Origin of the sequence: Actinoplanes ianthinogenes (assembly GCF_018324205.1) — a bacterium.
Classification (GTDB): Bacteria; Actinomycetota; Actinomycetes; order Mycobacteriales; family Micromonosporaceae; genus Actinoplanes; species Actinoplanes ianthinogenes.
The window spans coordinates 6,091,215-6,112,846 of sequence record NZ_AP023356.1; the positions used below are offsets into that span (position 1 = coordinate 6,091,215).

The window sequence follows — 21,632 nt, forward strand, 5'->3', positions numbered from 1 at the left end:
CATCCACAGCGGCGGGACGGCCGGATGTTCAGGGCGTGGCCACCTCGGGGTCACGTGGGATCGATAGGCATCAGGGCATGACTTCGATCTCACGACGGAACCTGCTGCGGGCCGGGGTGGCCGGTGGCGTTGCCGGGGCGCTCTTCGAGGCGCCGGCGTTCTCCAGCGCGGGCAGCCGGCCGGTGCTCACCCACGGGGTGCAGAGCGGCGACGCCACCGCGGACTCGGCGGTGGTCTGGACCCGGGCGGACCGGCCCGGCCGGCTCTGGGTGCAGGCCAGCCGGCGGCCCGACTTCCGCGGATCGCGGGTGGTCCGGGGGCCACTGGTCTCGCCGGACACCGACTTCACCGGCAAGGTGCGGCTGCGCGGCCTGCCGGCCGGCGCGAAGGTGTACTACCGGGCCCGGGTGGAGAGCCTGGAGCGGCCGGGACTGTTCAGCCTGCCGGTGGACGGCACGTTCCGGACCGCGCCCACCCGGCGGGCCGACATCCGGTTCGTCTGGACCGGGGACGTGGCCGGGCAGGGCTGGGGGATCGACCCGAACTTCGGCGGGATGAAGCTGTTCGACGCGGCGCGGCTGCGGGAGCCGGACTTCCTCCTGCACAGCGGCGACACCGTGTACGCCGACGGCCCGCTGGCGGAGACCGTCACGCTGCCGGACGGCCGGATCTGGCGCAACCGGCTCACCGAGGCGAAGCTGAAGGTCGCCGAGACCCTCGACGAGTACCGTGGGCAGTACGCGTACAACCTGCTGGACGACGCGTACAAGCGGTTCGCGGCGGCGGTGCCGCAGATCAACCAGTGGGACGACCACGAGGTCGTGAACAACTGGTACCCCGGGGAGATCCTGGAGGACGCGCGGTACACCGAGAAGCGGGTGGACGTGCTGGCGGCCCGGGCGCACCAGGCCTATCACGAGTGGGTGCCCATCCCGGCGCGGAGCGGGCCGGTCCACCGGAAGATCTCCTACGGGCCGCTGCTCGACATCTTCGTGCTGGACATGCGCACCTTCAAGGACCCGAACACCGACGACACGTACGCCGACCCGCAGCGCGGGCTGCTCGGGCGGGAGCAGCGGCAGTGGCTGATCGACGGGCTCCGGCACAGCCGGGCGACCTGGAAGGTGATCGCCAACGACCTGCCGCTCGGCCTGATCGTGCCGGACTCACCGGTCGGGCAGGAGGGGGTGGCGCAGGGCGACGGGGGTGCTCCGCGGGGCCGGGAGCTGGAGTTCGCCGAGGTGCTCCGGGCGGCGCACCGGCACGGCGTGACCGGCATCGTGTTCCTGACCGCGGACGTGCACTACACCGCGGCGCACCACTACGACCCGAAGCGGGCCGCGGTGCAGGACTTCTCGCCGTTCTGGGAGTTCGTCTCCGGGCCGGCGCACGCGGGCGCGTTCGGGCCGAACACGCTGGACGCGACGTTCGGGCCGGAGGCGGTGTTCGTGCACGCGCCGCCGGCCGCGAACACCTCGCCGGCGCTGGGCTATCAGCACTTCGGCGAGGTGCAGATCGACGGGCACTCCGGGGCGCTCACCGTCCACCTGCGCGACCGTGACGGCGGCTCGCTCTGGTCGACCACGCTGCATCCCTGACCGGGTGCGGGGTCCGGGCGCCCGGCGCTCGGACCCCACTGAAGCGGCCTGTACCGCCCGCGATGGGCGGCGGCCCGGAGCCGGGATTCAGCCCGGATGCCCGCCGGGCGGCCTGGGGCGCCCGCGGACCTCGCGGGCAGCCACGGGACTTCGCGTCGCCGTACCGAATCAGGTCTTTGATCTGGATCTTCCGGTGGCGGGGAATGCGGATGAGGGAATCCTTGCGTGGCCGGTATCGTTGTCGGAACGCAGGCGACGAACCGGCCATCACCGGGGAGCCTCCGGAAGAACGGGGTCGACCCCCTAGTAGAACCGGGCGGATCGGCACGCGCGACAGCCGGCGAATGAGCGGGCGGGTGACAACCCGTCAAGCGAGGTGGTACCGCGGGCAATCGCTCGTCCTCGCAGTCAGGTCATGACTGTTTGAGGAGCACCATGTATCCGAAGCACACCGACGCGTCGGGCGTCCCGGCCTCGCCGGATCTGCCCGCGGTGGAGCGCGCCGTCCTGTCGCACTGGGAGCAGGACAAGACCTTCGAGGCGTCCGTCGAGCGGCGGCCGGCCGGGGAGAACGGCAGCAACGAATACGTCTTCTACGACGGGCCGCCGTTCGCGAACGGGCTGCCGCATTACGGGCACCTGTTCACCGGGTATGTGAAGGACGTCGTTCCGCGCTATCAGACGATGCGCGGAAAGCACGTGGAACGCCGTTTCGGCTGGGACACGCACGGCATGCCGGCCGAGATCGAGGCGGAGAAGCAGCTCGGCATCACCACCAAGGCGCAGATCGTCGAACTCGGCATCGACAAGTTCAACGAGGCCTGCCGCACGTCCGTGCTCGCCTACACCAAGGACTGGCAGGGATATGTCACCCGCCAGGCGCGCTGGGTGGATTTCGAGAACGACTACAAGACGCTCGACCCCAGTTACATGGAGTCGGTCATGTGGGCGTTCAAGACGCTGCACGACAAGGGCCTGGTTTACGAGGGCTTCCGGGTGCTCGCCTATTGCTACCGGTGTGAGACGCCGCTGTCGAACACCGAGACGCGGATGGACGACGTCTATCGCGACCGGACGGACCCGGCGCTCACGGTCAAGTTCCGTCTGGAAACCGGCGAGGACATCGCGGTCTGGACGACCACGCCGTGGACGCTGCCGTCGAACTTGGCGCTCGCCGTCGGGCCGGACATCGAGTACGCGGTTCTGTCGGATGACAACGGGCAGAAGCTCATCGTCGGTGCCGGGCGAGTGGCGGCTTACGCCAAGGAGCTCGACGGCTTCGAGCAGGTCGGCACGGTGCTGGGCAGCGAGCTGGTCGGACGCCGGTACACGCCGCTGTTCGACTACCTGGTCGAGCCGGGCGGGGAGAACGCCTTCCAGGTGCTCGGCGCCGACTTCGTCACCACCGAGGACGGCACCGGGGTGGTGCACATGGCGCCGGCGTTCGGTGAGGACGACCAGAACGCCTGCAACGCGGCCGGCATCCCGACCGTGGTCACCGTGGACGAGCAGACCCGGTTCACCTCGCTGGTCCCGGACTTCCAGGGCGTGCAGGTCTTCGACGCGAACAAGCCGGTGATCGCCCGGCTCAAGGAGCGCGGCGTCGTCGTCCGGCACGACGGCTACACGCACTCCTACCCGCACTGCTGGCGCTGCGACACCCCGCTGGTCTACAAGGCGGTGTCGTCGTGGTTCGTCGCGGTGACCAAGTTCCGGGACCGGATGGTCGAGCTGAACCAGGAGATCACCTGGACGCCCTCGCACATCAAGGACGGTTCGTTCGGCAAGTGGCTGGCGAACGCGCGGGACTGGTCGATCTCCCGGAACCGGTTCTGGGGCTCGCCGATCCCGGTGTGGAAGTCGGACGACCCGGCCTTCCCCCGCGTCGACGTCTACGGGTCCTACGAGGAGCTGGAACGCGACTTCGGGGTCACGATCAGTGACCTGCACCGGCCGTTCATCGACGAGCTGACCCGGCCGAACCCGGACGACCCGACCGGGAAGTCGGTCATGCGCCGGGTTCCCGAGGTGCTGGACTGCTGGTTCGAGTCCGGGTCGATGCCGTTCGCGCAGGTGCACTACCCGTTCGAGAACAAGGACTGGTTCGAGCACCACTACCCGGGTGACTTCATCGTGGAGTACATCGGGCAGACGCGGGGCTGGTTCTACACGATGCACGTGCTGGCCACGGCGCTGTTCGACCGGCCGGCGTTCCGGAACTGCCTGAGCCACGGCATCCTGCTCGGCGAGGACGGGCGCAAGATGTCGAAGTCGCTGCGCAACTATCCGGACGTGTACCGGGTGTTCGACACCTACGGGTCGGACGCGATGCGCTGGATGCTGATGTCGTCGCCGGTGCTGCGGGGCGGGGACATGCCGGTCACCGAGACGGCGATCCGGGACTCGGTGCGGCAGGTGTTGTTGCCGCTCTGGAACGTCTGGTACTTCTTCAGCCTTTATGCGAATGCTTCGGGATACGAGGCGAAATTCCGGACTTCGTCGGAGCACCTGCTCGACCGGTACATCCTCGCGAAGACCGGTGAGCTGGCCAGCGCCGTGCAGCAGCAGATGGACGAATACGATATCTCCGGTGCGGCCGGAACTGTCCGTTCTTATCTGGATGCGCTGACCAACTGGTACGTCCGCCGGTCGCGGGACCGTTTCTGGGAGGGTGACGCCGACGCGTTCGACACTCTGGCCACCGTGCTGGAGACGCTCTGCCGGGTGGTGGCGCCGCTCGCGCCGCTCACCGCGGAGGAGGTCTGGCGCGGGCTGACCGGCGGGCGCTCGGTGCACCTGACCGACTGGCCCGCCGCCGGCGCGTTCCCGGCCGACCACGAGCTGGTCGCCTCGATGGACGCGATCCGGGACGTGGCCTCGGCGGCGCTCTCGCTGCGCAAGGCGAAGGCGCTGCGGGTCCGGCTGCCGCTGGCCAAGCTGACCGTGGCGTCCTCCGCCGGATCGTTGGAGGGGCTGAAAGACCTGCTCAAGGACGAGGTGAACGTCAAGGACGTGGTCTTCACCGACGACGTCGCGGCGTACTGCCAGCAGGTGCTCACGGTCGTGCCCCGGGCGCTCGGCCCGCGCGTCGGCAAGCAGGTCCAGCAGGTGATCAAGGCGGTCAAGTCGGGTGACTGGGAGCTGGTCGACGGCGCCCCGGTCGCGGCCGGCGTGACCCTGGCCGAGGGCGAGTACGAGCTGAAGCTGGTCGCCGCGGACCCGGAGAACTCCGCGCCGCTGCCGGCCGGCGCCGGCGTCGTGGTGCTGGACACCACGGTCACCCCGGAACTGGCCGCCGAGGGCCTGGCCCGGGACGTGATCCGGGTGGTCCAGCAGGCCCGCCGGGACGCCGACCTGGACGTCTCGGACCGGATCGCGCTGGTCGTCTCCGCGTCGCCGGCGGTGCGGGCGGCGGTCGAGGCGCACCGGGAGTTCGTCGCCGGTGAGACGCTCGCCACGTCGCTGACGTACGGCGAGGTGACCGGTTTCGGCGGCGAGGTGGGCGACGGGGAGCAGATCACCGTCTCGGTCACTGCCGTGTGACATAACCGACTGGCCCGGATGTTCGCCTGACGCGGCGAATGTCCGGGCCATCGGCAAGATCAATAGTCCACGGCGGCCCCGCGTCCGATAACCTTCCCTCACCCCCTCAACTTTCTTTGTACTGGTCTTCGGAGGACGAGTTGCCCCTGATCTACTCGATCGGCAAGCTCACGGTCGGCAATGCGCTGATGGTGGGTTGGAAGCCGCGCATCGAGGGCCTCGAGTACATACCGAAGACCGGCGGCGCGATCTTCGCCGGTAACCACCTCTCGGTCGCCGACGAGCTCTTCCTCGGCGCCGCGGTGCCGAGGCACCTGGCGTTCTGGGCCAAGTCGGACTACTTCGTGGGCAAAGGCGTGAAGGGTTTCTTCTCGCGAAAGCTGATGGAGGGTCTGGGCGCGATCCGGGTCGAGCGGGCCGGCGGGCGGGCCGCGCTCACCGCGTTCGACGCGGCGATCCCGGCGCTTAAAGGTGGCGACCTGGTTGCGGTCTATCCGGAGGGCACCCGCTCGCCGGACGGCAAGCTCTATCGCGGGCGCACCGGCGTGGCCCGGCTGGCCGTCGCGGCCGGCGTCCCGATCATCCCGGTCGGCATGCTCGGCACCGAGGTGGTGCAGCCGATCGGCCGGCTCGCCCCCAAGCTGATGCGCGGCGTGGTGACGGTGAAATTCGGCAAGCCGATCGAGACGGTCGGGCGGTCCGACGACCGGACCTCGCTGCGCGAGCTCACCGACCAGGTGATGAGCGAGATCCAGAAACTCACCGGCCAGGAGTACGTGCCCCGGTACGCGCCGAAGCGCGAGGAGTGATCACGCGCCGAACTTCGGCGTGAGCACCTCGCCGCGCAGCCGGGCGACCAGCTCGGCACTCTCCGAGATCGAGCGCCGGGTGAGCAGCACGGTGGCCATGCTGCCGTGGTCGGCCCAGGTGCAGACCACGGTGGAGGCGCCGTTCAGCCGGCCCTTGCCGCAGCGCTCGTAGGCGCCGGACTCGTTCAGCGTGAAGTCCTGCACGTCGCTGAGAGTGACGTCGCCGGCGATCCGGTCGAACTGCTGGAGGACGTCCGACTCCGGGGTGAACCGCCAGCCGGTGACGCCGTAGAGGGTGACGCGTTTGCCGTTGCCGTCGCCGTAGACGCCGGCGAACGCGGCGCCGGCCGATCCGGCGGCGGTCAGCTGGTCGGCCAGCCGGTCGAGGGCTCGGCGGCTCGCCTCGTCGGCGCGGAGTCTGAGGTCGCCGACCCGCTCCGGGAGCTGGGCGGCGACGGGGAACTGGGCCAGGGCGGGCCATTGGGCGTACGCATAAGGGGCCGCGAACCAGGCGGCGACCAGGACCGCGACGATCAGCGTGAGGCGGCGCAGGCGGCGGCGCTTGCGCCGGGGTGGCCTTTCCGGGTGGGCCGTGACCGGGGGGCGGGGCTGGATCGGGATGCGGTTCGGGGTTTTCGCTGTCGGGCGGGAGAACCAGCCGCGGGGTTGCGGCGGGGTGCTCGGGGGTGGCGCGGCGAACGGTGGCGCGGTGAAGGGCGGCGCGGCTGGTGGCGGGGCGGTGGCTGCAGGGCTCTTGGTGGCCGGGCGCTCGACGGCCTTAGCGGCGATCTGGCTCAGCAATGCCCGGATTTTTCGCTCTTTTTCGGGCAGGGGCCGGGGTGCTGCGGGCGCGTCGAGCCGGGTCGCCGGTGCCGGGGAGTCACTCCGGGTGGGTGCCATCCCGATCGGTGCCGCCGGGGCGTCCCTCAGGGTGGGCGAGATCCCGGTCGGTGCTGCCGGGGCGTCTCTCCGAGTGGGCGACATGCCGGTCGGTGCTGCCGGGGCGTCGATCCGGGTCGGCGGCATCTCGACCGGCGGCGGGGCCAGGTGCTCGGTGGTCCAGACCGGAGTGTCCTGACCGGCCCACGGATCCACCGCCGGCATCGTCGCCCAGTGCTCCGGCTCGGGCGGCCCGGTCACCCGCTCGACCAGACGGTCCCACATCGACTTGCGCGGCGCGACCGCCGGCACCGGAGCCGCCCCGCTCCACCGGCTGGGCACGTGACTGGTCGGTGGTTCGTCGGAGGAATCGGCCACGCGGGTCGGGTCCGTCATAGTTGTCGATCTCCTTCCGTCGTCGGCGGCGAGCGCTTCCTCCAGGTTAGGGACGGTGTGCCAGCGCGGCGACCACGTCGAATCCGCCCACCGGACACGAATGCCGGACAACGGGGGCGATGTGCGGAACGCTCCGGAGTCGTATGGTTACCCGGACCTGCTAACCCACCGCGCGGGTGATTCCGCTCACCACGTTCTTGATGCTTTGGTGCACTGGGGAGGGCGCTTACCGCATGAGCAGCACGCACAGAAACGCCGTCACGATGTCCGGCAACCAATCGGGGCAGCCGATGGTGTTCGCCCACGGTTACGGGTGCGATCAGAACATGTGGCGGCTGGTCACTCCGGCCTTCGCCGACACCCACCGGCTCGTGCTCTTCGACCACGTGGGCAACGGGAAGTCGGACCTGTCGGCGTACGACGACGCCAAGTACTCCAGCCTGGACGGCTACGCCACCGACGTCCTGGAGATCGTCGCCGAGAACGACCTCCGCGACGTCGTGTTCGTCGGGCACTCGGTCAGCGCGATGATCGGCCTGCTGGCCGCGGTCCGCGAGCCGGAGCGGTTCGCCGGCGTGGTGATGATCGGCCCGTCGCCGCGCTACATCAACGACGAGGCGGCCGGTTACGTCGGCGGTTTCGGCCGGGCCGACATCGAGCAGATGCTGGTCTCGCTGGACAGCAACTTCCTGGGCTGGTCCAGCGCGATGGCCCCGGTGATCATGGGCAATCCGGACCGTCCCGAGCTGGGCGAGGAACTGACCAACTCGTTCTGCCGGACCGACCCGGCGATCGCCAAGAAGTTCGCCCGGGTCACCTTCCTCTCCGACAACCGGGAGGATCTGCCGCGCATGCGGGTGCCCTCGCTGGTGCTCCAGTGCTCGGACGACGTGATCGCGCCCACCGTGGTCGGTGAGTACGTCCACAAGCACACTCCGCAGAGCACCTTCATCGCACTGAACGCGACGGGACACTGTCCGAACCTGAGCGCTCCGGAAGAGACGGTTGACGCCATCAAGACCTGGTTGTAGACAGCGGGCATGATCGGCGGAGCACTGGCGTGAGTGAATCTGGTGGGCCGGACGTGACACAGGAGTTGCGACTGCCCTGGGACGACGATCCCGAGGAGCTGTACGAACATGCGCCCTGCGGCTATCTGACGACGCTCCCGGACGGCACCGTCGTCCGGGTCAACCAGACGTTCCTGACCTGGACCGGATATGAACGCTCCGATCTGATCGGTCACCGGCGGTTCCGTGACCTGCTCACTCCGGGTTGCCAGATCTACCACGAGACCCACTACGCACCGTTGCTGACCATGCAGAGCGAGGTGCACGAGATCGCCCTCGACGTGCTCTGCGCGGACGGCTCGCTGGTCCCGGTGCTGGTCAACTCGGTGCTCGAGCGGGGGGACGGCGGGGCGCCGCGGGTGATCCGGACCATGGTCTTCAACGCGACCGAGCGGCGCAGCTACGAGAACGAGCTGCTGTACGCCCGCAACGCCGCCGAGGCCGCGGAGACCCGGATCCGGGTCCTGCAGCAGATAGTGGCCGACCTGGCCGCCGCGCCCACCGAGGCGGAGGTGGCCGAGGCCGTGGTCCGGGCGCCGGAGCCGGCCTTCGAGGCCACCAGCAGCAGCATCTACCTGGTCGACCAGGAGCGGGACCTGCTGGTGGCGGTGGCCTCCACCGATCCGATGACCGGCAACTGGGACGACATGCCGCGCTCGTCCACCCGCGCGGTGGCCGAGGTGGCCCGTCGCGGCGACCTGCACGTGGTGCGCAGCCTGGCCGAGGCGGCCGAGCACTTCCCGGACCTGGCCGAGACGATGGCCCGGTCCGGCCGGCGCACCGTGGTGCTGTTGCCGCTGACCACCGGGCCGGCCGAGGATCAGGCCGGGGTGACCGTGCTCGGCGTGCTGGCGTTCAGCTTCGCCGAGGAGCGCGAGCTGACCGGCGGCGAGCTGCGGGTGATCCGGCTGCTCGGCCAGCAGGCCGGGCAGGCCCTGGACCGGGCCCGGCTCTACGACGACGCCCGCCGCCGCGAGGAGCGGGCGGCGTTCCTGGCCGACACCACCCGGGCGCTGGACGAGGAGCACCGGCTGCTCCAGCGCAGCCGCCGGCTGATCGAGCAGGTGGTCCCGGACATCGCGGACTGGGCCGCGGTGCGGCTGCACGTCGGCCCGGCCGGTCTGCGGGAGGACGCCGGTGGCCCGGCGCCGGACCAGGACCTGCTGGCCGCGCGGATCGCCGAGGCGACCCACGCCGCGGCGCCGGTCTTCGCGGCCGACGGCGACCGGCTGGACTGCACGGTGCTGCCGCTCACCGCGCGCGGCCGGGTGCTCGGCACCCTGTCGCTGCGGATGGCGCCCGACCGGCGCGGCGCCGAGGCGGAGCGGGCGTTCCTCACCGACCTGGCCGACCGGGCCGGGCTGGCTCTCGAGAACGCCCGGCTCTACGAGCAGGAACGCGCGATCGCCCAGTCGTTGCAGCGCAGCCTGCTCGCCGCCGACGTGCCCTCCGGCGACCCGCGGTTCGCGGTGGAGACCCACTATCAGGCCGGTGGGCAGGATCTCGAGGTCGGCGGCGACTGGTTCGACGCCTTCCTGATCACGCCGAACAAGCTGGCCGTGGTGGTCGGCGACGTGGTCGGCCGGGGCCTCGAGGCGGCCAGCACGATGGGCCAGCTGCGCAGCGCGATCCGGGCCCTGGCGTCGCGGGAGACCGGCCCGGCCCGGCTGCTGGAGGGGCTGGACCGGTTCTGCCAGCGGGTCGAGTCGGCGCGGATGGCCACCGTGGCGTACGCCGAGGTCGACCTGGACGAGTGCACGCTGGTCTACGCCTGTGCCGGGCACCTGCCGCCGCTGCTGCACCAGCCGGCCGGCGCCGCCGAGTTCCTGCTCCAGGCCCGCTCCGGCCCGATCGGCTCGCGCGCCGCCGACCTGCGCCGCACCGAGCACCGGATGCGGCTGGCCCCGGGCAGCCGCCTGCTGCTTTACACCGACGGCCTGGTGGAGCGCCGGGACCGGCCGATCGACCGCGGCTTCGAGGTGCTCAACCGGGCGTTCAGCCGGGTGCGCGGCGCCCCGCTGAAAGGCCTCACCGCCGGGCTCGCCGACACCATGGTGGGCCGCGAGCACATCGACGACGTCTGCCTGCTCTGCCTCACCCTGGGCACCGAGGAGCGGCTGGAGCGCTCGCTCGGCGCCGACCCGCTCCAGATCGCCCTGCTCCGCTCCGACCTGCGGTCCTGGATGATCGGGCAGGGCGTGGACGAGGACTGCCTGAGCGCGGTGCTGCTGGGCTGTTCCGAGGCGGTGGCGAACGCCATCGAGCACGGGTACCGGGACGACCCGTTCGGCGTGGTCGACGTGTCCGCCACGATCACCGACGACGCGGTGGAGGTCCGGGTCTCCGACCGGGGCAGCTGGCGCGGACCGGGGCACTCCCGCGGGCGCGGCCTGAAACTGATCGAGGAATCGATGGACGAGGTGCTGTTCGACCGGGTTGACGGGACGACGGTGACCATGCGCCGGCACCGGGGAGATGACCAGTGATGACCGACGAGTGGGTGACATTCTCCAAGATCGGAAGAGCCGAGGCGGTCCACCTGAAGGGTGAGATCGACCTGGCGAACGCCCATGACATCGGCCGGGCGATCGTGGCCCGGACCACGCTGGCCGACGCCGTGCTGATCGACCTGACCGCGGTCTCGTTCCTGGACAGCGCCGGGGTACGCCTGCTCGACCTGATCGTCGGCGAGCTGGACGAGCGGGGCAAGCCGATTCGGCTGGTGGTCGGCGAGCGGGGCGCGGCCCGGATGACCTTGCAGCTCTGCGCGTTCCGGACAGATCTCTTCGCCGTCGATCTGGACCATGCCGCTGAGGATTTGGGCCGTTAGCCTCTCGCGTACGCTGGACACCCATGAGCGTGAGTTCCGTCTTCCCGCAGCTCGAGCAGCTGCTGCCCCGGGTCAGCAAACCGATCCAGTACGTGGGCGGCGAGCTCGGCGCCGTTGTCAAGGAGTGGGACGCCACCACCGTCCGGTGGGCGCTGATGTACCCCGACGCCTACGAGGTCGGCCTGCCCAATCAGGGCGTGCAGATCCTCTACGAGGTGCTCAACGAGCAGCCGGACGTGCTGGCCGAGCGGACCTACTCGGTCTGGCCCGATCTCGAGGCGCTGATGAAGGAGAACGGGGTTCCCCAGTTCACCGTCGACGCGCATCGCCCGGTCCGGGCGTTCGACGTCCTCGGCCTGTCGTTCGCCACCGAGCTCGGCTACACGAACATGCTGAGCGCGCTCGACCTGGCCGGGATCCCGCTGGAGAGCAAGGACCGCACGGTCGAGGACCCGATCGTGCTGGCCGGCGGGCATGCCAGCTTCAACCCGGAGCCGATCGCCGACTTCATCGACGCCGCCGTGCTCGGCGACGGCGAGGAGGCGGTCCTGGAGATCACCGGGATCATCCGGGAGTGGAAGGCCGAGGGCTGCCCCGGCGGGCGGGACGAGATCCTGCTGCGCCTGGCGCGGACCGAGAGCATCTACGTGCCCCGGTTCTACGACGTCGACTACCTGCCCGACGGCCGCATCCAGCGGGTCGTGCCGAACCGTCCGGACGTCCCGTTCCGGGTGGCCAAGCGGACGACCATGGACCTCGACGCCTGGCCGTACCCGAAGAAGCCGCTGGTCCCGCTCGCCGAGACGGTGCACGAGCGGTATGCCGTGGAGATCTTCCGCGGCTGCACCCGGGGCTGCCGGTTCTGCCAGGCCGGCATGATCACCCGCCCGGTGCGGGAGCGGTCGATCACCACGGTCGGCCAGATGGTCAAGGAGGGCCTGGAGTTCTCCGGCTACAGCGAGGTCGGCCTGCTCTCGCTCTCCAGCGCCGACCACTCGGAGATCGGTGACATGTGCTCCGGCCTGGCCGAGCAGTACAAGGACACCAACGTCTCGCTGTCGCTGCCGTCCACCCGGGTCGACGCGTTCAACATCGACCTGGCCCAGGAGCTGTCCCGCAACGGGCGGCGCACCGGCCTCACCTTCGCGCCGGAGGGCGGCTCGGAGCGGATCCGCAAGGTCATCAACAAGATGGTGACCAAGGAGGACCTGATCCGGACCGTCGTCACGGCGTACTCGAACGGCTGGCGGCAGGTGAAGCTGTACTTCATGTGCGGCCTGCCCAGCGAGACCGACGAGGACGTGCTGGAGATCGCCGAGATGGCGCACGAGGTGATCCGGGCCGGCCGCGAGGCCGCCGGCACCAAGGACATCCGGTGCACGGTGTCGATCGGCGGTTTCGTGCCGAAACCGCACACCCCGTTCCAGTGGGCGAAAATGGACACGCCCGAGGTCATCGACGGCCGCCTGAAGATGCTCAAGCAGGCGATCAACAGTGACCGTTCGCTGGGCCGGGCGATCGGTTTCCGATACCACGACGGCGAGCCGTCGCTGATCGAGGGCCTGCTGTCCCGCGGCGACCGCCGGGTCGGCCAGGTCATCCGCGCGGTCTGGGAGAAGGGCGGCCGGTTCGACGGCTGGTCCGAGCACTTCTCCTACGCCCGGTGGGTCGAGGCCGCGGCCGAGGCCCTGGAGCCGTTCGGCGTCGACCTCGACTGGTACACCACCCGCGAGCGCGAGGAGGCCGAGGTCCTGCCCTGGGATCACCTCGACTCCGGCCTCGACAAGGACTGGCTCTGGCAGGACTGGCAGGACTCGATGTCCGAGTTCGAGCAGGACGACTGCCGCTGGACCCCGTGCTTCGACTGCGGCGTCTGCCCGTCGATGGACACCGAGATCCAGATCGGTCCGACCGGTAAGAAGCTTCTTCCCCTGACCCCGGTGAACGGACTGCGGGTCCCCGTTTAGGAGTACACGATTCCCCCGAAGAACCAGCCCGTGGGCGGTCAGGCCCCGGTCGTGCAGCGGATCCGCCTTCGCTACGCGAAGCGCGGACCGCTGCGCTTCACCTCGCACCGGGACTTCGCGCGCGCCTTCGAGCGCGCGCTGCGCCGCGCCGGTGTCCCGATCGCCTTCTCCCAAGGTTTCACCCCACACCCCAAGATTTCGTACGCCAGTGCCGCGCCCACCGGCGTCGGCAGCGAGGCGGAGTACCTGGAGATCGGCCTGCAAGCCGTGGTCGATCCCGAGCAGCTGCGGGTCGCCCTGGACGCGGCCCTCTCCCCGGGCCTCGACGTGCTGGAGGCCGTCGGGGCCGGCGAGGGCAGCCTGGCCGACCGGATCGACGCCTCCCGGTGGCGCCTGGAGCTGTTCGAGGTCGATCCGGACGCCGCGCGCGACGCGGTGGCCGCCTTCCTGGCCGCCGACGAGGTGCTGGTCGAACGCATGACGAAGCAGGGCCGCCGGTCGTTCGACGCGCGCGCGGCGGTGAACAGGTGCATGGTGGTAAGCGAGCCGGACCTACCTTCCGGGGCCGGTGGAGTACCGTGTGCGATAATCGACCTTGTCGTACGGCAGGTAACGCCCGCTGTGCGGCCCGATGACGTCCTTTCCGGCCTGCGCGTGGTGGCCGGCCTGGAGCCGCCGGTTCCCCCTCGGGTAACCCGGCTGGCCCAGGGCACACTCACCGCGCAGGGGGAGATCGTCGATCCGTTGGAGGCGGATCGACAGGCCGTCGGCATCGGCGAGCGCTGACCGGATTCCGGCCGGCGTTCATTGACAGACTTCGGCAGCCCGTCCGGCTCGGACGGGCCCGAAACACTTGCAGCGACCCTGCGTGGCAGCGCTCACCCGCGCCCGGGGCCGCCAGAACTGGAGAGCGCCCATGCTCGATAACGAGCCCCCAGCCAACCTGGGAGAACAGGGCGGCGAACGGGACGGGGCGGTTAACCCGCCCGCCGATGCCGCCACCGCTACCACCCCGGTCCGCCGGACGCGGACCACACGCCGGAAAGCGGCCGAGCCCGCCGCCGACCCGGCGCCGGCCGCGGACGCCGAGGCCCCGGCCGAGGCTCCCGCCCCGGTGAAGAAGGCCACCCGGAGTCGTCGCAAGGCGGCCGCTCCGGAGGCGCCTGCCGAGCCGCCGGCCGCCGAGATCACCGAGGCCCCGGCCGAGGCTCCCGCACCGGCTCCGGTGAAGAAGGCCACCCGGAGCCGCCGCAAGGCCGCTGCCCCGGCCGAGCCGGTCGCTCCGGTGGCCGAGGTGCCGGTCGAGCCGGTCGCCGCGGCTGAGCCGGTCGCTCCGGCCGGGCCGGTCGCTCCGGCCGAGCCCGTCGCTCCGGCCGAGGAGGAGCCGGCCGAGGAGGAGAAGCCCGCCGACGTTCCGGTGGTCGGCATCCTCCCGCTGGACGACGACTTCGTCGAGGAGCAGCCCGCCAAGCCGACCAGGGCGCGCCGCGCCGCGCTGCCCCCGGCCGTGCTGTTCATGCCGCCCGAGGCCACCGAGGCCACGCCCGCTCCGGCGAGCCGGCGCCGCCGCCCGGTCACCGACCCGCTCGCGCCGGCCGCCGAGGCCGCGCCCGCCGAGGCGGTCCCGGCCGGCGACGCGCCGGCCGAGGCCGTCACCGAGACCGCCGTGGCGGAGAGCGCCGAGGAGCCCGCCGAGGGCACCCGGCGCAGCCGCCGCCGGCGCCGGGGCGCCGCCGAGGAGCCGGCCGCCGAGCCGGTCGCCGCCGCGGTCGAGCAGCCGGTGCTGGACGACGACGTGGACGAGGCCGACGAATCCGCCGACGACGTCGAGGACGGCGTCGAGGACGAGTCGGACGACGACGAGACCGGTGGCCGCCGGCGCCGCCGCCGTGGCCGCCGTGGCCGGGGCCGGGGCAAGGGCCCGTCGGACGAGGCCGAGGACGCCGACGCGGAGTCGGACGAGACCGAGGACGCCGAGGCGGTCCAGGACGAGGACGGCGAGGACGAGGAGTCCGAGGACGGCGAGGGTGGCGTCACCCGCCGCCGCCGGCGTCGCCGCCGCAAGGGTTCCAGCGGGGACGGCGAGACCGGCGGCATCGAGGACGGCGTGCACACCGTCGTCCGGGTCCGCGAGCCGCGCCGCACCGACGAGGTGCAGGGCGTCTCCGGCTCGACCCGGCTGGAGGCCAAGCGCCAGCGCCGCCGGGACGGCCGCGAGCAGCGCCGGACCCGCCCGCCGATCCTGAGCGAGTCGGAGTTCCTGGCCCGCCGCGAGGCGGTGGACCGCGTCATGGTCGTCCGGCAGAAGGCCGACCGGACCCAGATCGCCGTGCTCGAGGACGGCATCCTGGTCGAGCACTACGTGGCCCGGGCCACCTCCGGCACCATGGTCGGCAACGTGTACCTGGGCAAGGTGCAGAACGTGCTGCCCAGCATGGAGGCCGCCTTCGTCGACGTCGGCCGGGGCCGCAACGCGGTGCTGTACGCCGGCGAGGTGAACTGGGACGCCACCGGGCTGGAGGGCCGGGCCCGCTCGATCGAGCAGGCGCTGCGCTCCGGCGACTCGGTGCTGGTCCAGGTCACCAAGGACCCGATCGGGCACAAGGGCGCGCGGCTGACCAGCCACATCGCGCTCTCCGGCCGGCACCTGGTCTACGTGCCGAACGGCAACGCCTCGGGGATCAGCCGCAAGCTGCCGGACAACGAGCGCAAGCGCCTCCGGGACATCCTGAAGAAGCTGGTGCCGGACGGCGCCGGCGTGATCGTCCGGACCGCCGCCGAGGGCGCCAGCGAGGACGAACTGGCCCGCGACGTGAAGCGGCTGCAGGCGCAGTGGGAGGACATCCAGGCGAAGGCCGCCGAGGGCAACGCCCCGCGCGCCCTCTCCGAGGAGCCCGACCTGGTGATCCGGGTGGTCCGGGACCTCTTCAACGAGGACTTCCGGGAGCTGGTCGTGCAGGGCGAGCAGGCGTACGCCGAGGTGGAGAGCTACCTCCACTCGGTCTCGCCGGACCTGGTCGAGCGGCTGCACCGGCACACCGGGGTGGCCGACGTCTTCGCCGAGCACCGGATCGACGAGCAGATCCTCAAGGGCCTGGACCGCAAGGTCTTCCTCCCGTCCGGCGGTCACCTGGTGATCGACCGGACCGAGGCGATGACCGTGGTCGACGTCAACACCGGCAAGTACACCGGTGCGGGCGGCAACCTGGAGGAGACGGTCACCCGCAACAACCTGGAGGCGGCCGAGGAGATCGTGCGTCAGCTGCGGCTGCGCGACCTCGGTGGCATCGTGGTGATCGACTTCATCGACATGGTGCTGGAGAGCAACCGGGAGCTGGTGCTCCGCCGGCTGACCGAGTGCCTGGGCCGGGACCGGACCAAGCACCAGGTCACCGAGATCACCTCGCTCGGCCTGGTGCAGATGACCCGCAAGCGGATCGGCGCGGGCCTGCTCGAGGCGTTCAGCGAGACCTGCGACCACTGCAAGGGCCGGGGCGTGGTGATCCACCCCGAGCCGGTGCCGGAGAAGCGGTCGAACGGCGGCAACGGCGGCGGCGGCGGCGCGGGCACCCAGGTGAAGGCGGTGGCGGCGGCCGCGCGTACCGAGGCTCCGGCGCAGCCGGCGGCCACCACCGGGCGGTCGCGGCGGCGCCGGGGTGGCGAGCCCGCGGCGGTCGAGCCGGTCGAGTCGCCGGTGATCGAGCCGGTGGCCGTGATCGAGCCCGAGGCCGAGGAGACCGGTCCGGCGGCGGAGGTGGCCGAGGTGCCACCGGCGCCGGAGGCTCCGGCGGCCCCGGTCGCCGGCTCCGGCGTGATCCGGTCCGGGGTGATCCGGCCGGTGCAGCCGGCGCTGACCACCTCGGACGACGACGACTACGACATGAGCGGCTACGACCTGTCCCGGTACGAGTCCGTGGACGAGGCCGACGTGGAGCCGATGCGGCTGGTCGGCGCGGACGACCCGGACGCCGCCGAGGAGGACGAGGACGACGACGAGTCGGTCGCCGCCGGTACCGGTCGCCGCCGGTCCCGCCGGAGCAGCACCCGCCGCCGCACCCGTCCCTAGCTTGTTGAGACCCGCCCCGGAAGTTAGCTGTAAAGAAGGTTAACTACCGGGGCGGGTTTTCCGTTACCCTCGGCGGACTGATCCCCGTCCCCCGAGGAGATCCCCGTGCGACGTCACTTCGCGGCCGTGGCCGCCCTGTCCTTCGCCCTGCTCGGCGCCGGCTGTTCCGGCGGCGACAAGCAGGAGCCCACCGCGGCGGCTCCCACGCCGGCCACGGACACCGCCGCGGCGACCACCGCCGCCGCCGACCCCGCGGTGGCCGCCTCCGCCGACGCCGCGCTGTCCGCCGACACCAAGGCCATCTGTGCCCAGGCGGAGCGGACCGGAGAGAGCTTCGGCACCAACTTCGCCGCCGACTACCAGGTCTTCAAGGGCGCCAAGGCGCAGGGCGCGGAGGCTCGGGCGCGGGCCAAGGAGAAGGTGGCCCGGACCGTGGACGGGTACGCGTACGCCCTCCTGGACATGTCGAAGCTCACCTCCGACCCGTCGCTGAAGAAGGCGCTCGCCTCGATGGGCGCCCAGGTGACCGCACTCAAGGGTGATTTCGCCAAGATTGACGACAAACAGCTCGCCGGGATCAGCGCCAAGCTGGCCAAGGCCTGCGGCAAGAGTTAACCCCGTTTTGGCTCTCGGCACGCCGATGAAGTAGGCTTGCCGACGGCGCTTTTTCGGCGCCTGTTCCGTGCGCGCGGCCCAGCCGGCCTCGCCGGGACTCCAAGCAGTATCCGCCAGCAGCTTATTTTCCGGCTGCGTAAGTCTCAGGGAGTCCGCGTCCTATGTACGCGATCGTCAAGACCGGCGGCAAGCAGTACAAGGTTGCCGAGGGCGACGTGATCGAGGTCGAGAAGCTCGTGGGCGAGCCCGGCGACGCTCTGACGCTCGCCGCGGTCCTCCTCGTCGACGGTGACAACCTGGTGACCGACGCGGCCAAGCTTGCCAACGTTACGGTGTCCGGCGAGATCGCCGAGCACACCAAGGGTCCGAAGATCCGGATCCACAAGTTCAAGAACAAGACCGGCTACCACAAACGCCAGGGTCACCGCCAGCCGCTGACCCGCGTCAAGGTGACCGGCATCAAGAGCGGGAAGTAGGCGTAGACATGGCTCACAAAAAGGGTGCATCCAGCTCGCGTAACGGCCGTGACTCCGCCGCTCAGCGCCTCGGCGTCAAGCGTTTCGGTGGCCAGCTCGTCAAGGCCGGCGAGATCCTGATCCGTCAGCGTGGCACCAAGTTCCACCCGGGCGACCTGGTCGGCCGGGGCGCGGACGACACGCTGTTCGCGCTCTCCGCGGGCAACGTGCTGTTCGGCACGGCTCGTGGCCGCAAGACCGTCAGCATCGTGCCGGTCGCGGAGTAATACTGCCGAAGCGGGCCGCGGACCTCTCGAGGTCCACGGCCCGCTTTTGTTTGTGCGGAAAGCGTGCGGGAAGACGGTGACCCTGGCCGGCGTTGGGCGAACAGGGAACGGCCGCGGCCGGAGAAGCGAGGAGTGCCGAAGTGACCACGTTCGTCGACCGGGTCGTGCTGCACCTGCAAGCGGGTGACGGCGGGCACGGCTGTGTCTCCGTGCACCGGGAGAAGTTCAAGCCGCTCGGTGGCCCGGACGGCGGCAACGGCGGGCACGGCGGCAGCATCACGCTGGTCGTCGACCCGCAGCAGCACACCCTGCTGGACTTCCACTTCCACCCGCACGTCAAGGCGAGCAACGGCGGCGGTGGCGCCGGCGCCAACCGGGACGGGGCGAACGGCAAGGACCTGGTCCTCAAGGTGCCGGACGGCACGGTGGTGCTGACCACCGACGGCGAGGTGCTGGCCGACCTGGTCGGCACCGGCACCGAGTTCGAGGTGGCCCGCGGTGGCCGTGGCGGCCGGGGCAACCGCTCGCTCGCGAACACCCGCCGCAAGGTGCCCGGCTTCGCCGAGCTGGGTGAGCCCGGCGACCAGCTGGACGTGGTGCTGGAGCTGAAGAGCGTCGCCGACGTCGGCCTGGTCGGCTTCCCCTCGGCCGGCAAGTCGTCGCTGATCTCGGTGCTCTCCGCGGCCAAGCCGAAGATCGCCGACTACCCGTTCACCACCCTGGTGCCCAACCTCGGCGTGGTGCAGGCCGGCGAGGAGACCTTCGTCATCGCGGACGTGCCCGGGCTGATCCCCGGTGCGGCCACCGGCAAGGGCCTGGGCATGCAGTTCCTCCGGCACATCGAGCGCACCTCGGTGCTGGTGCACGTGCTGGACGCGGCCACCCCGGAGATCGACCGGGACCCGCTGGCCGACCTCGACGCGATCGAGGCCGAGCTCAGCGCTTACGGCGGCCTGGAGGACCGGCCCCGGCTGGTGGCGCTCAACAAGATCGACATCCCGGACGGGCGGGACCTGGCCGACATCGTCCGGCCGGATCTGGAGGCCCGCGGCTACCAGGTGTACGAGGTGAGCGCGGTGACCCGGGAGGGTCTCCGGGAGTTCAACTACGCGCTGGCCAAGGCCGTCGCCGAGTTCCGGGCCGCGAAGCCGGTGGTCGAGGCGACCCGGGTGGTGCTGCGCCCGCGCGCGGTGGACGACACCGGCTTCACCATCGAGCAGGACGAGGACGGCGTCTACGTGATCCGCGGCGCCCAGGTGGAGCGCTGGATCAAGCAGACCAACTTCGACAACGACGAGGCGGTCGGTTACCTGGCCGACCGGCTGGAGCGGCTCGGCGTCGAGGAGAAGCTCGGCAAGCTCGGCGCCCAGGCCGGCGACCCGGTCCGGATCGGCACCCGCGAGTTCGACTGGCAGCCGAATGCCGGTGAGTACGTCTCCGGCCCGCGCGGCAGCGACGCCCGCCTGGAGGAGCTGGACCACCGGCCCTCCGCGGCGCAGCGGCTCGCCGCCCGCAAGGCCCGGCGGGTGCGCTCCGAGGACGAGATCGCGCACATGGCCGCCGACGGCACGGTCACCAGCGTCGCCAACTCGCAGCTGCCGGTGCTGGTTACCGACGAGGACGACACCGACGAATAGCGGACCGTCCAGATCAGCGCAACCCGCAGGAAACGGTCATCACCTAGAGTCACCTCTGTGCTGATCGAATCGCGACCCGCCCTTGACCCCGAACTTGCCGCTCTCGCCACTGCTCAGCAGCGCGAGATGGCCGAGTCGGTGCCCGGGGCGGCCGCGATATTCGAGCCGCACGATGACGTGGCGTATCTGATCGGGGTGGTGAACGGACGGGCGGTCGCCTGCGCCGCCTGGCGGGCCCCCGAGCGCGGGGCCGCCGAGCTGCTGCGCATGTACGTCCGCCCGGCGTTCCGCGGCCGCGGCCTGGCCCGCCAGCTGATCGTGGCGGTCGAGGAGGAGGCGTTCGCCGCGGGCTGCCCGGTCATCCGGGTGGAGACCGACCTGCCCGCGGTGAGCGCCCTCTGCCAGTCCTCGGGGTATCACCAACTGCCCGGCGCCGGGAGTCGCTTCGAGAAGCGGCTCCCCGCGTTAGTCCAGTAGCCCGATCGCGGCGCGGGCCCGGCGCACCGTGGCCGCGGCGGTCGGGCGTACCCGCTCGGCGCCGTCCGCGAGCACCCGCCGTACGAAAGCCGGGTCTGCCGAAAGCTCACCGTGCCGCGCGCGGATCGGCGCGAGCAGCGCCTCCACCGCGTCCACGACCTCCCGTTTCAGTGCCGCGTAGGAGGTCGGGTCGGCCGGCGCGCGACCCGTGCACCCGGCCAGGATGTCGATCAGGTTGGTCACGCCGGGCTGGTTCGCCCGGTCCCGGCGCACCAGAGCGAGGGTGTCCGTGGCGGCCCGCGCGACGGTCTTGCGGATCACCTCGGGCGGGTCCAGCAGGCCGATCCGGCCGGTGCCGGTGCTCTTGCTCATCTTGGCGGCCGGCTCGGCCAGGTCCATGATCCGGGCCGCGGAGTCCGGGCGGACCCCTTCGGGCACCCGGAAGGTCTCGCCGTACCTGGTGTTGAACCGGACGGCGAGCGTGCGGGTGAGCTCCAGGTGCTGGTTCTGGTCCTCGCCGACCGGCACCTGGTCGACGTCGTAGAGCAGGATGTCCGCGGCCATCAGCACCGGGTAGGTGAGCAGGCTGAGCCGGACCGGGCCGCCGGCCGCCGACTTCTCCTTGAACTGGATCATCCGGGCCGCCTCGCCGTACCCGGCCACGCACTCCAGCAGGTAGTGCAGCTCGGTGTGCTCGCGGACCTGGGACTGCAGGACGATCGGGGTGCGTTCCGGGTCCACCCCGGCGGCCAGCATGATCGTCGCCTGCTCCAGCGCGCAGGCGCGGACCTGGGCGGGGTCGTGCTCGACGGTCATCGCGTGCAGGTCCGCGATCAGCACGACGGAGTCCGCGGCGTCCTGCGCCGCGATCAGCGGGCGCATCGCGCCCAGCAGGTTGCCCAGGTGCAGGTTGCCGGTCGACTGGAAGCCGGTGAGGCGGCGGGTCCGGGTCGGCGCGGCGGTCACGGTGATGGTCATGACAGGTCTCCGATTCTTTCGGTAC

At 71.2% G+C, this 21,632-nt stretch carries 16 protein-coding genes; 14 read left to right on the forward strand and 2 right to left on the reverse strand.

What is annotated here, in order from left to right:
- The first annotated feature begins 77 nt into the window (after nt 1–77).
- The 3 genes from Aiant_RS27645 (at nt 78) to Aiant_RS27655 (ending at nt 5,950) form a co-directional block, all read left to right on the forward strand.
- Nucleotides 78–1,598: an alkaline phosphatase D family protein gene (locus tag Aiant_RS27645; protein WP_189336233.1), complete on the forward strand. Its 1,521-nt coding sequence runs from the start codon at nt 78–80 to the stop codon at nt 1,596–1,598.
- Between the two features lie 435 nt (nt 1,599–2,033).
- Entirely contained in the window at nt 2,034–5,141 is a 3,108-nt protein-coding gene (gene ileS / locus Aiant_RS27650) for an isoleucine--tRNA ligase (RefSeq protein ID WP_189336232.1), read from the forward strand.
- Between the two features lie 140 nt (nt 5,142–5,281).
- Nucleotides 5,282–5,950 (forward strand): lysophospholipid acyltransferase family protein, encoded by a 669-nt coding sequence (locus tag Aiant_RS27655; RefSeq protein ID WP_189336231.1) that lies wholly within the window; start codon nt 5,282–5,284, stop codon nt 5,948–5,950.
- Here the strand turns inward: Aiant_RS27655 and Aiant_RS27660 are convergent, their stop codons facing one another.
- Nucleotides 5,951–7,225 (reverse strand): hypothetical protein, encoded by a 1,275-nt coding sequence (locus Aiant_RS27660; protein WP_189336230.1) that lies wholly within the window; start codon nt 7,223–7,225, stop codon nt 5,951–5,953.
- A gap of 233 nt (nt 7,226–7,458) precedes the next feature.
- On the opposite strand from Aiant_RS27660, the gene Aiant_RS27665 reads away from it, so the two are divergent.
- From Aiant_RS27665 to Aiant_RS27715, 11 genes are all read left to right on the forward strand, one after another.
- Complete coding sequence (locus tag Aiant_RS27665) at nt 7,459–8,256, forward strand: alpha/beta fold hydrolase (RefSeq protein WP_189336229.1); 798 nt, start codon at nt 7,459–7,461, stop codon at nt 8,254–8,256.
- A 29-nt stretch (nt 8,257–8,285) separates the two neighbouring features.
- A complete protein-coding gene (locus Aiant_RS27670; protein WP_189336228.1) occupies nt 8,286–10,781 on the forward strand; it encodes a SpoIIE family protein phosphatase in 2,496 nt (831 codons plus the stop codon).
- Nucleotides 10,781–11,125, forward strand: coding sequence for an STAS domain-containing protein (locus Aiant_RS27675; RefSeq protein ID WP_189336227.1), 345 nt, complete (start codon nt 10,781–10,783; stop codon nt 11,123–11,125). Before Aiant_RS27670 ends, Aiant_RS27675 begins: the two co-directional genes overlap by 1 nt.
- 23 nt (nt 11,126–11,148) lie before the next feature.
- Entirely contained in the window at nt 11,149–13,092 is a 1,944-nt protein-coding gene (locus Aiant_RS27680; RefSeq protein WP_189336226.1) for a TIGR03960 family B12-binding radical SAM protein, read from the forward strand.
- 90 nt (nt 13,093–13,182) lie between these two features.
- Entirely contained in the window at nt 13,183–13,878 is a 696-nt protein-coding gene (locus tag Aiant_RS27685) for a TIGR03936 family radical SAM-associated protein (protein ID WP_229831407.1), read from the forward strand.
- Between the two features lie 130 nt (nt 13,879–14,008).
- Complete coding sequence (locus Aiant_RS27690) at nt 14,009–17,158, forward strand: Rne/Rng family ribonuclease (RefSeq protein ID WP_189336225.1); 3,150 nt, start codon at nt 14,009–14,011, stop codon at nt 17,156–17,158.
- Between the two features lie 105 nt (nt 17,159–17,263).
- A complete protein-coding gene (locus Aiant_RS27695) occupies nt 17,264–17,773 on the forward strand; it encodes a hypothetical protein (protein WP_189336224.1) in 510 nt (169 codons plus the stop codon).
- A gap of 161 nt (nt 17,774–17,934) precedes the next feature.
- A complete protein-coding gene (gene rplU, locus Aiant_RS27700) occupies nt 17,935–18,249 on the forward strand; it encodes a 50S ribosomal protein L21 (RefSeq protein WP_014688346.1) in 315 nt (104 codons plus the stop codon).
- An 8-nt stretch (nt 18,250–18,257) separates the two neighbouring features.
- Nucleotides 18,258–18,515 carry a 50S ribosomal protein L27 gene (gene rpmA / locus Aiant_RS27705; RefSeq protein WP_189336223.1) on the forward strand — a complete coding sequence of 86 codons (258 nt, stop codon included), beginning with the start codon at nt 18,258–18,260 and terminating at the stop codon, nt 18,513–18,515.
- A 140-nt stretch (nt 18,516–18,655) separates the two neighbouring features.
- Nucleotides 18,656–20,152 (forward strand): GTPase ObgE, encoded by a 1,497-nt coding sequence (gene obgE, locus Aiant_RS27710; protein ID WP_189336222.1) that lies wholly within the window; start codon nt 18,656–18,658, stop codon nt 20,150–20,152.
- Nucleotides 20,153–20,209: 57 nt separating this feature from the next.
- Entirely contained in the window at nt 20,210–20,629 is a 420-nt protein-coding gene (locus Aiant_RS27715; RefSeq protein WP_189336221.1) for a GNAT family N-acetyltransferase, read from the forward strand.
- On the opposite strand, the gene trpS is transcribed toward Aiant_RS27715, so the two are convergent.
- On the reverse strand, nt 20,618–21,607 hold the full coding sequence (gene trpS / locus Aiant_RS27720) for a tryptophan--tRNA ligase (RefSeq protein WP_189336220.1): 990 nt from the start codon (nt 21,605–21,607) through the stop codon (nt 20,618–20,620). The genes Aiant_RS27715 and trpS overlap by 12 nt on opposite strands.
- Between the last annotated feature and the right edge of the window lie 25 nt (nt 21,608–21,632).